Source organism: Lysinibacillus sp. GbtcB16, from assembly GCF_019091145.1.
GTDB classification, from domain to species: domain Bacteria; phylum Bacillota; class Bacilli; order Bacillales_A; family Planococcaceae; genus Lysinibacillus; species Lysinibacillus fusiformis.
In genome coordinates this window covers 1-536 of sequence record NZ_JAGXJV010000111.1, presented here as the reverse complement: position 1 = coordinate 536, position 536 = coordinate 1, and the positions used below count along the sequence as shown (strand labels likewise).

The window sequence follows — 536 nt, the reverse complement described above, 5'->3', positions numbered from 1 at the left end:
AACCAGAATTAGGAACAGCCCCAAGTTATATATTTGAGGAAAAAAAAAACGAGATTTAAGGTAGATGGAATTTTATCTTCTATGCAGGATGCTATCATTCACCGACCTGGAAGAATAGCATCCTTATGCTATGACTATAAAAAAGCTCTTTTAGAAGATTTAGAAGCATATCGAGTATTAGAATTATCCGAACCATATGATGAGCAGGTATATAATCTAATTCATGAAATGATTCCATTAAGAAATAACTACATTAAATTTATGGAGCTATTATGCAGTGATCAAACAGTATTTGATACTAAAATGATTACCGATCTTTTTGAGACTCTAAATATTTATTCTGGTTCTTTTGGTACGACTGGTCCAATTGAATTTGAACATTTTCGATATTTTATCCATGAGCTTTTCTTATACACTATAACAATATTAATTTCTAGGAATATGTATGATAAACTTCATGAAATTTGTAAGCATAGATATTTTGTAAAATATAATAATTATGCTGAATTACAAGATGGAAGTTATGGATTCTTCTA

1 pseudogene is annotated in these 536 nt (G+C 28.9%); it reads left to right on the top strand.

What is annotated here, in order from left to right:
• Nucleotides 1–81: 81 nt before the first annotated feature.
• Nucleotides 82–536: pseudogene (locus tag KVT27_RS23595) on the top strand (toll/interleukin-1 receptor domain-containing protein); the annotation flags it as partial.